Raw genomic sequence first — 10,091 nt, 5'->3', positions numbered from 1 at the left:
CTCCTGCCGAGCGACCCTGCTGACGGCCGGGCGGCCCGGCGCCTTCGGGATCTGCGAGGGGTACGGATTGACGATCCCGTCCCATTTCCCGCCCGGCGACCTCGGCGTCGTCGGCGGGGTGGGTCTCGGCGAAGCGGACCACGGAGCCGGGGATGGAGAGCTTGACGTCCTCGAGGACCTTGGCGCCGGCGATGCCGACGGCCTTGCGGGTCTCGTCCTGCGCCCAGACGCCGCCGAACTGGCCGAAGGCGGTGCCGACGACGGCGACCGGCTTGTCGGCGAGGGCGCCGGCGCCGTACGGGCGGGACAGCCAGTCGATGGCGTTCTTCAGGACGGCCGGAATCGTGCCGTTGTACTCGGGGGAGAAGAGCAGCAGGGCATCGGCGGTGCCGGCAGCCTCACGCAGCGCGGCGGCGGCGGCCGGGACGCTGCCCTCGACGTCGATGTCCTCGTTGTAGAACGGGATGTCGGCAAGGCCTTCGTACAGCACGACCTCGGCGCCCTCGGGGGCGAGCTTCACGGCAGCCTCGGCGAGCTGACGGTTGTGGGAACCGGCACGAAGGCTGCCGACGAGAGCAAGGATGCGAACAGACATGGGGGACTCCACAGGGGCTGTACAGGGGGGCTGAAACATTGCCGTTACGATCCGGACCGAGGTCCGTTTAAAGTTGTAGCATCTAAACGGACCAGGGTCCAGTTTCATTCCTGGGCGTTACGCTGGCTTCATGTCCGAGTCCCTGCCGCCCTTCCCGAAGCCCCTGGGGTGGGCCGACGAACCCCGTTTGCTCGAACTGGGCGCCGGTGTCGGCCCCGAGGTCGACGAGCCGTGCCTGCGCGCCGACGCCGCGCGCAACCGCGCCCGGCTGCTGGAGGCCGCGGCGCAGCTGGTGGAGCAGTGCGGTGTGGGATGCGTCACCATGGAGGCGGTGGCCGCCGCGGCGCAGGTTGGCAAGGGGACCGTGTTCCGGCGCTTCGGGGACCGCACCGGTCTGCTGATGGCGCTGCTCGACCACTCCGAGAAGAAGCTCCAGGCCGCCTTCCTGTCCGGCCCGCCACCGCTCGGACCGGGAGCGCCGCCCGTGGAGCGGCTGCGTGCCTTCGGCGTCGCGGTGCTGCGGCGGATGGTCGACGAACTGGAACTGCAACTGGCCGCCGAGGGCGAACCGGGCCGCCGCTTCGCTTCCGCACCCCGCATGGTGCTGTCCGGGCACGTCGCCCTGCTGCTGCGGCAGGCCATTCCGGACGCCGACTGCGAACTTCTCGCGAAAACGCTGATGGGCTATCTGGATCCGGCCCTTGTCCACCACTTGACCAAGCAGTGCGGGATGCCGACGGCGCGGCTGGAGGCGGGCTGGATCGACCTCGTCGACCGGATCGCCGGCGGTACGCCTTCGTATTGACCGCGAGTTTCGGCCAATTGCCGGGCGTGTGCTCCGGCCCGCACGGGTGATCAACCAGTGCAATCCGTCCGGGACTTGGCGCGGGCTGTCCGGAAAGCGCGTTCGGTGCGCGGCTGTTCGGGATCGGGCCCTGAACCCGTGGTCCAGCAGGCCTCGGCAATCCGGAAACGATCTTTGAATGATCTTTCTGAAGCGTTTCAGTAAAGCGCTTTCCTGAAGCGCTTTCGTCAACCGCCTTTGCTACCGGATCGATTGCGAAGTTCCCCCGCTCCGATCCTTGCCCCGAGCTTCTGCAAAGATGCCGTACGTCATGGTGCAGATACCGAATTCGGCCGCCCCGGCGACGTCCCAGCCACGCTCCGTGCCCACGAGCGCGGATGTGGCCCGCCTGGCCGGCGTCTCGCGCGCAACCGTCTCCTACGTCCTCAACAACACCAGTGCCGTCCGGATCAGCGAACCCACCCGCCGCCGCGTCCACGAGGCCGCGGAGGAACTCGGGTACGTTCCGCACGCGGCGGCCCGCAGCCTGCGGGCCGGCCACAGCCGGATGGTCCTGATGCCCGCCCCGAACGTGCCGATCGGCCCGCTCTACAGCCAGTTCATCAACGAACTCCAGTGGGCGCTCAGCCGGCTCGACTACACCGTCGTGCAGTACGCCTCGGTCGGTCTGCGCGGCGACGAGGCCGCCCGGGCCTGGGCCGAACTGCGGCCCGCCGCCGTCCTCGTGCCCGTCGGCGGGCTCGGACCGCAGGGCGTGGCCGTCCTCAAGCGCTCCGGCGCGCGGGCCGTCGTCACGCTCGGTTCCGAGCGCATCGAGGGCGCGCACAGCATGCTCATCGACCACGAGGGTGTCGGCCGCAGCGCGGGCGCGCACCTGTACGCCCGTGGCCGCCGCCGGATCGGTGTCGTCGTGCCCGAGGAGCCGGGCATGAAGGTCTTCTCCAAGCCCCGTCTCGACGGGGTGCGCAGAGCGGTGGAGGGTACGGACGCCTCGGTGACCGTCCTGTCGCTCGCCTACGAGGAGGAGTCCGCGGCCCGCCTCGCCGCTCGCTGGCCCGAACTCGGCCTGGACGGCGTCTTCGCGTTCAACGACGAGTACGCGATGCTCCTGATGCGCGCCCTGCAGGACGCGGGCGTCACCGTCCCCGACGACACGGCGCTGGTCGGCGCCGACGACCTGGTCCTCGGCCGGCTGCTGCGGCCCAGACTGAGCACGGTCCACATCGAACTCCCGGCCGGGAAGGACCTCGCCGAACTCGTCGACCGCGCGGTGCGCAATCCCGGGGCCGCCCCCGAGACCCACCATGTCCTCGGCGCGACACTCGTCCACCGCGACTCCAGCTGAGCCGCTGCGCTGGGCTTGTGGGGTCGGGTGCGTGAGGTTTGGGGTTCTCTGCGGGCTGGTGGGGGCTGGTCGCGCAGTTCCTCGCGCCCCTTTGGGGCGCGTCTCGGTGGCCGGCTGTCTGGCTGTGGTGGGACTGGTGTGTGGGGGTGAAGTGCCGTTGCTTTGCGTCGGCCCGATTCGGCTGACAGGCCATAGGATGTTGCACGCTCAACCAGATGGGGATGTCGTCGAACACCGGACACCGCGTGCTGCTTTGCCGTGCGCCGGGTCACCGCATCCCGCTCCGCGGCCGACGGACGGCCGCGAACCACAACGGGACCCGCGTTCGCTCCGCGCGTCCCGCCGGTGACTGAACGGAGAGCCGCAATGCCGTTGCTCGACCCCAAGACCTGGCAGTCCCACGCCGCCCGTCCCCTTTCGGGCCCCGAGTACACCGTCACCGAGCCCGCCACCGGCGAGGCGCTCGGCACGGTCGTACTCGCCACCGGTGAGGACGTCGGACCGGCCGCGCAGGCCGCCCGTACCGCCCAGGCGGCATGGGCGCGCACCCCGCACTTCGTCCGCGCCGGGGTGCTCCGCAAGGCCGGGGACCTCTTCGCCGCACACGCGGAGGAACTGCGCGACTGGATCGTCCGCGAGTCCGGCTCGATTCCCGGCAAGGCCGAGTTCGAGCTGCACGTCGCCGCCCAGGAGTGCTACGAGGCCGCCGCCCTCGCCTCCCGCCCCGCCGGACAGGTGCTGCCCTCCGAGGCGCCCCGGCTGTCCTACACCCGGCGGGTGCCCGTCGGGGTGGTCGGCGTGATCTCGCCGTTCAACGCCCCATTGATCCTCTCCATCCGCTCCGTCGCCCCGGCGCTCGCGCTAGGCAACGCGGTCGTCCTGAAGCCGGACCCGCGCACCGCGGTCTGCGGCGGGCTGTCGCTGGCCGCGATCTTCGCCGAGGCGGGCCTGCCCGAGGACCTGCTGCACGTCCTGCCCGGTGGCCCCGACGCGGGCCAGGCCCTGGTCGCCGACCCGCTCGTCCCGGTCATCTCCTTCACCGGCTCCACGGCGGCGGGCCGGGCCGTCGGCGAGGCGGCGGGCCGCCATCTCAAGCGGGTCCACCTGGAACTCGGCGGCAACTCCGCCATGATCGTCCTGGAGGACGCCGATCTCGACGCGGTGATCTCCACCGCCGCGTGGGGCTCCTTCTTCCACCAGGGCCAGATCTGCATGACGACCGGCCGCCACCTCGTCCACCAGTCGCTGTACGGGGAGTACGTCGAGCGGCTCGCCGCCAAGGCCGACTCCCTCGCCGTCGGCGACCCGCACCGCGCCCACGTCCACCTCGGCCCGATCATCGACGGCGCGCAGCTCGCCAAGATCCACGGGCTGGTGGAGTCCAGCACGGCGAGCGGTGCGAGGCTTGCGGCCGGCGGCACGCACGAGGAGCTGTTCTACCGGCCTACGGTTCTCGCCGACGTCGACGACAGCACCCCCGCGTACGCGGAGGAGGTCTTCGGTCCGGTCGCGCCCGTACGGTCGTTCGCCACCGCTGACGAGGCCGCTGCCCTTGCCGCCGTCGGGCCCTACGGGTTGTCGCTCGGCATCGTCACTCGTGACACCGCGCGCGGGCTCGACCTCGCCGAGCGCATTCCGACCGGGATCGTCCACATCAATGACCAGACGGTCAACGACGAGGCCGTGGCGCCGTTCGGTGGGGTTGCGGCCTCCGGGACTGGTGCGCGGTTCGGTGGGGAGTCGAACCTGGAGGCGTTCACCGACGTGCGGTGGACCACTGTGCGGGGAGATGTCGCGCCGTACCCCTTCTAGAACTCTCTGGGTGCGTTGTCGACTGCGGGGCCGTCGTGGCTGGTCGCGCAGTTCCCCGCGCCCCTTGAGGGGGCCTGCGGCCCCTCAAGGGGCGGCCCGGCGGCTACTCCGCCTGCTGGGCCGCCACCGACTTGCGGACCTCGTCCATGTCCAGCTTGCGGGCCTGGCCGATGACGTCTGTCAGGGCGGCCTCGGGGAGGGCGCCCGGCTGGGCGAAGACGGCGACCTGGTCGCGGACGATCATCAGGGTCGGGATGGACTGGATACCGAAGGCCTGCGCCAGCTCCGGCTGCGCCTCCGTGTCCACCTTGCCGAACACCAGATCGGGGTTCTCGTCGGCGGCCTTCTCGTACACCGGGGCGAACTGACGGCACGGTCCGCACCACGATGCCCAGAAGTCGATCAGCACGAACTCGTTCTCCGTGACCGTCTGGTCGAAGTTCTCCTTGGTCAGCTCCACGGTGCTGCTCATGACCTGATTCCTCTTCCTGCTGTCGGGTCGTTACCGGTGGATCGCGCTCGCACAACACGTCCCGGCGACGGCGTATTCCGCGCGCGTACCCGTGTGGCCACGGGCCACACCACCCACCAGACTGGCCCCATGACGGAAACGGAATCCAACGTGTACGACGTAGTGGTGCTGGGTGCCGGACCCGTGGGGGAGAACGTGGCCGACCGCACCCGCGCGGCCGGCCTCTCCACCGCGATCGTGGAGAGCGAACTGGTCGGCGGCGAGTGCTCCTACTGGGCCTGTATGCCCAGCAAGGCCCTGCTGCGCCCGGTCATCGCCCGCGCCGACGCCCGCCGCGTGCCCGGCCTGAGTCACCTCGTGCAGGGCTCCCTGGACGCCGAAGCGGTCCTCGCCCACCGCGACTACGAGACCTCGAACTGGCAGGACGACGGACAGATCGGCTGGCTCGACTCCATCGGCGCCGACCTCTACCGGGGCCAGGGGCGCCTCGCCGGGCCCCGCACGGTGACGGTGACCGGCGAGGACGGCTCGACGCGGGTGCTGACGGCCCGGCACGCGGTCGCCGTGTGCACGGGTACCCGCGCCCAGCTGCCCGATCTGCCGGGCCTCGCCGAGGTCGGGCCCTGGACCAGCCGCGAGGCGACCAGCGCCAAGTCGGTGCCCGGCCGCCTGATCGTGGTCGGCGGCGGTGTCGTCGCCGTCGAGATGGCCACGGCCTGGCAGGCACTCGGCTCACAGGTCACCCTGCTCGTCCGGGGCAAGGGACTGCTGCCCCGCATGGAGCCGTTCGCCGGTGAGCTGGTCGCCGAGGCGCTGGCGGAGGCGGGCACCGACGTCCGCACGGGGACCTCGGTCCGGTCGGTGACCAGGGAGAACGGCACCGTCGTGGCGGTCACGGACACCGGCGACCGGATCGAGGCCGACGAGATCCTCTTCGGCGTCGGCCGCGCCCCGCGCACCGACGACATCGGGCTCGACACGGTCGGCCTGGAACCGGGCTCCTGGCTGCCCGTCGACGACAGCCTCCGGGTCACCGGCAGCGAGTGGCTGTACGGGGTCGGAGACGTCAACCACCGCGCCCTCCTCACCCACCAGGGCAAGTATCAGGCCAGGATCGCGGGCGCCGCCATCGCCGCCCGCGCGGCCGGTGTACCGCTCCTGGAGACCGACCCCTGGGGCGCCCACGCGGCCACCGCCGACCACGGCGCGGTCCCGCAGGTCGTCTTCACCGACCCGGAGGCTTCGGCGGTCGGCCTCTCCCTGGCCGAGGCGGAGCAGGCGGGCCGCCGGGTGCGCGCGGTCGACGTGGAGTTCTCCTCGGTCGCGGGCGCGGGCCTGTACGCCGACGGCTACCGGGGACGCGCCCGCATGGTCGTCGACCTGGACAGCGAGACCCTGCTCGGCGTGACCTTCGTCGGCCCCGGAGTGGGCGAACTGATCCACTCCGCGACCGTCGCCGTCGCCGGCGAGGTGCCGCTGAGCCGACTGTGGCACGCGGTGCCGTCGTATCCGACGATCAGCGAGGTCTGGCTGCGGTTGCTGGAGGCGTTCCGCGACGGGAAGTAGGGACGAGAGCGCGGGAGGCGGTCAGAGGGTGAAGCCCAGCTCCTTGGCCGCCTCCGCCGGGGTCGGCTGGCCCCACCGCTCCACCATGGCCGCGCTGGAGGACAGCGAGCGCAGCTCCGCCCGGTCCAGATAGAGCGTGCCGTCCAGATGGTCGGTCTCGTGCTGGACGATCCGGGCCGGCCACCCCGTGAACACCTCGTCCACCGGACGTCCGTACTCGTCCTGGCCCGTGAGCCGTACCGCCGCGGGCCGGGACACCACCGCCCCCCAGCCCGGCACGCTCAGACAGCCCTCGAAGAACGCGGCCCGCTCGCTGCCGACCGCCTCGTACGCCGGATTCACGATCACCCGGAACGGCAGCGGCACCCGCCCGCGCACCACCCGCACCTCCTCCGGCACCGGAGCCGGGTCCTCGATGACCGCGATCCGCAGCCCCACCCCGACCTGAGGGGCCGCCAGACCGACGCCCGGGGCATCGCGCATGGTCTCGCGCAGCGCCTCCACGAAGCGGGTCAGCAGCTCCGGGCCGAGCTGCCCGTCGAAGGGCACGGAGGCGCGCCGCAGTACCGGGTCTCCGGCGGCGACGATCGGCAACGGGCCGCCGACGGCCAGGAGTCGCTCGACATGGTCGGCAAGGGCGCTTGGGTCATGGGGAGTTGCCATGGCGACAGGATGTCACGCACCTCTGACAACCGACGTCCCCCTGTGTGACGTACGCCACTTGCGGGGCCGGGAACTCGACGGCCCGTCCATCCGACTACTGGACCGCCCCCACAGCTGTACGCCCGCACGGCCGCCCCCCGCTCACCGTCCCCAGCCCTCCGGAGAACCCCGCCGATGTCCACCGCTCCCACGACCACGACGGACGAATCCCCGGACTCCCCGGATTCGTCGGACGGGTCGAAACCCTCCGCCCCGGCGAAACCGTCCGCAGCCGCCACGCTCCGCCCGCTCGTGCTGCGGCTGCACTTCTACGCGGGCGTGCTCGTCGCCCCGTTCCTGCTGGTCGCCGCTCTGACCGGCTTTCTGTACGCGGCCTCGTTCCAGGCCGAGAAGATCATCTACGCCGATGAGATGACCGTCTCCGTCGGGGACACCAAGCTGCCGATCTCCGAGCAGGTGGCCGCCGCCCGCGAGGCCCACCCCGAGGGCACCGTGACGGCCGTACGTCCCTCGCCCGAGGACGACGAGACGACACGAGTGATGCTGTCCGGCGTGCCCGGTGTCGGCGAGACCCACACGCTCGCCGTGTTCGTCGACCCGTACACCGCCAAGGTCGAGGGCGCGCTCGAACAGTACGGATCGACGGGCGCGCTGCCGGTGCGGACCTGGATCGACGAGTTCCACCGCGATCTGCACCTCGGCGAGAACGGCCGTCTCTACAGCGAACTCGCCGCGAGCTGGCTGTGGGTGATCGCGGGCGGCGGTCTGGTGCTGTGGTTCGCCCGCCGCCGTACGCAGCGCAAGATACGCGGCACCAGCGGACGCCGCCGCACCCTCGGCCTGCACGGCACCGTCGGCGTCTGGGCCTCGGTCGGCTTCATCTTCCTCTCCGCGACCGGCCTGACCTGGTCGGCCTACGCGGGCGCCAACATCGACGTCCTGCGCACCTCCCTCGGCCAGTCCACCCCGTCGGTCTCCTCCGCGGCGGGCGGCGAGCACACGGGGCACGACGCGGCGGCCGGTTCCGGGAGCACCACCGAGCACGGCGTCGGCCTCGACAAGGTCCTCGCCTCGGCCCGCGCCGAGGGCCTGAGCGACCCGGTCGAGATCGTCCCGCCCGCCGACGAGACCTCGGCGTACGTCGTCAAGCAGGTCCAGCGCAGCTGGCCCACCAAGCAGGACGCGGTCGCCGTCGACCCGACGAGCGGCGAGGTCCTCGACACCGTCCGGTTCGCGGACTACCCGGTGCTCGCGAAACTGACCCGCTGGGGCATCGACGCCCACACCGGCGTCCTCTTCGGGATCGTCAACCAGCTCGTCCTGATGGCGCTGGCGGCCTCCCTGGTCCTGCTCATCCTGTGGGGCTACCGCATGTGGTGGCTGCGCGGCCGTGCCTCCGCCTTCGGCCGCCCGATCCCGCGCGGCGCCTGGCAGCAGGTGCCCCCGCTGCTCCTCGTACCGCTGATGGCGGTCGTGGCCGTCGTGGGCTACTTCGTTCCGCTGCTCGGCATTCCGCTCGCCGCCTTCATCGCCGTGGACGTGATCCTGGGAGAGATCGACCACCGGCGCGGCAACCGGACGTACAAGGAACGGGCGGGCGCGCAGTAGGTAGTTGGTAGACAGGGAGCAGAGACGAAACGGCCCGGCCCCCTGTCCGGGGAGCCGGGCCGTCGTTGTGCATGTCGAGCCTGTCGTGTCCGTCGTACGGTCGACTACTCGAAGTCGCCCGCGAGGGCCGACGCGAGCTTCATGTGCGGGGCGGCCTCCTCGTGGCGGCCCTGGCGCTGGAGGGTGCGTCCGAGCAGCAGCCGGGCGTACTGCTCCACCGGGTCGCGCTCGACGAGGACGAGCAACTCGGCCTCCGCGCGCCGCAGTTGGGCCGAGTGGTAGTAGGCGCGAGCCAGCAGCAGCCGGGGTGCGGTCTGCTCCGGCACCTCCTCGACCAGCCCGCCCAGCACCCGCGCCGCACCGGCGTAGTCCTTGGCGTCGAAGAACAGCCGCGCCCGCTCCCAGCGCTCCGCCGCCGTCCCGTGGTCGTAGTACGTGTCCGTCGTGGTCTTCACTCGTGCCTCCTTCGGAGGCGGTAACCGGCCCGGGCGGTCGTTCATTCCACCGCTGGTCAGGCCATGGCGGCCAGCTCCGTGTTGGCCCGCTCGGTGATCAGCGACAGCACCCGGCCGGCGACGGCCAGATCCTCGTCGGGGATGCCGGCGTAGATCCGCGCGGAGTAGGGGGCGGTCTCGGCGCTGGTGGTGCGGTACAGCTCGCGCCCCGCGTCCGTGGCCCTGAGCAGGGCGGACTCGGCCGTCAACAGCCCGGCCCCGACGAGTTCGTCGACGACCGCGTGCGCGTCGGCCTTGTCGATCTTCAGCGCGTCGACGACCTCGCCGACCAGATGCTCGCGGTCGACGGGCCCGTCGGCGACGACGGCGAGCCTGAGCGTCACCGACTGCTGGAAGGTGACGCCATGACGGGCCAGCACATTTTCCAGGACGCCTCGTGCGGCGTAGTGCGCCAGGGCTATGACACGAGGGTTGAGCGCGGGCGCGGTGGATGTGGTCATGACTGCTCCTTCTCGGGGTCGGCGTGGAGCGGGGTGTCGAGCAGTAGTGCCAGGTCGCGGGTGAACTCCCGGGCGCGCTCGCTGTCCAGGCCGCCGAGGGGCTCCAGCAACTGCTGAAGCAGCCCCTGTACGACCTTGATCGCACGCCGGGCGATCTCGCTGCCCTCCTCGGTGAGGGCCAGCTGCACCGCGCGCGGGTCCTGCGGGTCCGCGTTGAGACCCGGCAGCACCGGGCTCTTCATCTCGACCGCCGTCACCGTCCAGGTGCGC

The 10,091-nt window shown here is 71.6% G+C and carries 10 protein-coding genes and 1 pseudogene; 5 read left to right on the top strand and 6 right to left on the bottom strand.

Annotated elements, in window-relative coordinates:
- The coding region (locus ACWCRB_RS46890; protein WP_451001917.1) for an NAD(P)H-dependent oxidoreductase at positions 1-595 on the bottom strand (595 nt) is incomplete at its 3' end.
- A gap of 130 nt (positions 596-725) precedes the next feature.
- Here ACWCRB_RS46890 and ACWCRB_RS46885 point away from each other — a divergent pair.
- From ACWCRB_RS46885 to ACWCRB_RS46875, 3 genes are all read left to right on the top strand, one after another.
- A complete protein-coding gene (locus ACWCRB_RS46885) occupies positions 726-1,400 on the top strand; it encodes a TetR/AcrR family transcriptional regulator (RefSeq protein WP_451001916.1) in 675 nt (224 codons plus the stop codon).
- 310 nt (positions 1,401-1,710) lie between these two features.
- Positions 1,711-2,745, top strand: a complete 1,035-nt coding sequence (locus tag ACWCRB_RS46880) for a LacI family DNA-binding transcriptional regulator (RefSeq protein WP_451001915.1) — start codon at positions 1,711-1,713, stop codon at positions 2,743-2,745.
- 366 nt (positions 2,746-3,111) lie between these two features.
- Positions 3,112-4,557, top strand: coding sequence for an aldehyde dehydrogenase family protein (locus ACWCRB_RS46875; RefSeq protein WP_451001914.1), 1,446 nt, complete (start codon positions 3,112-3,114; stop codon positions 4,555-4,557).
- A 103-nt stretch (positions 4,558-4,660) separates the two neighbouring features.
- On the opposite strand, the gene trxA is transcribed toward ACWCRB_RS46875, so the two are convergent.
- Positions 4,661-5,029, bottom strand: a complete 369-nt coding sequence (gene trxA, locus ACWCRB_RS46870) for a thioredoxin (RefSeq protein ID WP_451001913.1) — start codon at positions 5,027-5,029, stop codon at positions 4,661-4,663.
- A gap of 129 nt (positions 5,030-5,158) precedes the next feature.
- On the opposite strand from trxA, the gene ACWCRB_RS46865 reads away from it, so the two are divergent.
- Positions 5,159-6,595, top strand: coding sequence for a dihydrolipoyl dehydrogenase family protein (locus ACWCRB_RS46865; protein ID WP_451001912.1), 1,437 nt, complete (start codon positions 5,159-5,161; stop codon positions 6,593-6,595).
- A 21-nt stretch (positions 6,596-6,616) separates the two neighbouring features.
- Here the strand turns inward: ACWCRB_RS46865 and ACWCRB_RS46860 are convergent, their stop codons facing one another.
- On the bottom strand, positions 6,617-7,258 hold the full coding sequence (locus ACWCRB_RS46860) for a peptide deformylase (RefSeq protein ID WP_451001911.1): 642 nt from the start codon (positions 7,256-7,258) through the stop codon (positions 6,617-6,619).
- Positions 7,259-7,432: 174 nt separating this feature from the next.
- Here ACWCRB_RS46860 and ACWCRB_RS46855 point away from each other — a divergent pair, with 174 nt between their 5' ends.
- Complete coding sequence (locus ACWCRB_RS46855; protein ID WP_451001910.1) at positions 7,433-8,866, top strand: PepSY-associated TM helix domain-containing protein; 1,434 nt, start codon at positions 7,433-7,435, stop codon at positions 8,864-8,866.
- Positions 8,867-8,970: 104 nt separating this feature from the next.
- On the opposite strand, the gene ACWCRB_RS46850 is transcribed toward ACWCRB_RS46855, so the two are convergent.
- From ACWCRB_RS46850 to ACWCRB_RS46840, 3 genes and pseudogenes are all read right to left on the bottom strand, one after another.
- Positions 8,971-9,321, bottom strand: a complete 351-nt coding sequence (locus ACWCRB_RS46850; protein WP_389350475.1) for a tetratricopeptide repeat protein — start codon at positions 9,319-9,321, stop codon at positions 8,971-8,973.
- Positions 9,322-9,377: 56 nt separating this feature from the next.
- On the bottom strand, positions 9,378-9,821 hold the full coding sequence (locus ACWCRB_RS46845) for a MarR family winged helix-turn-helix transcriptional regulator (protein WP_451001909.1): 444 nt from the start codon (positions 9,819-9,821) through the stop codon (positions 9,378-9,380).
- Positions 9,818-10,091, bottom strand: a pseudogene (locus ACWCRB_RS46840) (hypothetical protein); the annotation flags it as partial. The pseudogene ACWCRB_RS46840 and the gene ACWCRB_RS46845, both read right to left, overlap by 4 nt.

This window comes from Streptomyces sp. NPDC002156, assembly GCF_053593675.1.
This window is presented reverse-complemented; position numbering and strand designations above follow the sequence as displayed.

What these genes read in the sequence shown, in the direction of transcription:
- ACWCRB_RS46885 (WP_451001916.1), top strand. Translation starts at nt 726, where the DNA reads ATGTCCGAGTCCCTGCCGCCCTTCCCGAAGCCCCTGGGGTGGGCCGAC.
- ACWCRB_RS46875 (WP_451001914.1), top strand. Translation starts at nt 3,112, where the DNA reads ATGCCGTTGCTCGACCCCAAGACCTGGCAGTCCCACGCCGCCCGTCCC.
- trxA (WP_451001913.1), bottom strand. Translation starts at nt 5,029, where the DNA reads ATGAGCAGCACCGTGGAGCTGACCAAGGAGAACTTCGACCAGACGGTC.
- ACWCRB_RS46860 (WP_451001911.1), bottom strand. Translation starts at nt 7,258, where the DNA reads ATGGCAACTCCCCATGACCCAAGCGCCCTTGCCGACCATGTCGAGCGA.
- ACWCRB_RS46880 (WP_451001915.1), top strand. Translation starts at nt 1,711, where the DNA reads ATGGTGCAGATACCGAATTCGGCCGCCCCGGCGACGTCCCAGCCACGC.
- ACWCRB_RS46845 (WP_451001909.1), bottom strand. Translation starts at nt 9,821, where the DNA reads ATGACCACATCCACCGCGCCCGCGCTCAACCCTCGTGTCATAGCCCTG.
- ACWCRB_RS46865 (WP_451001912.1), top strand. Translation starts at nt 5,159, where the DNA reads ATGACGGAAACGGAATCCAACGTGTACGACGTAGTGGTGCTGGGTGCC.
- ACWCRB_RS46855 (WP_451001910.1), top strand. Translation starts at nt 7,433, where the DNA reads ATGTCCACCGCTCCCACGACCACGACGGACGAATCCCCGGACTCCCCG.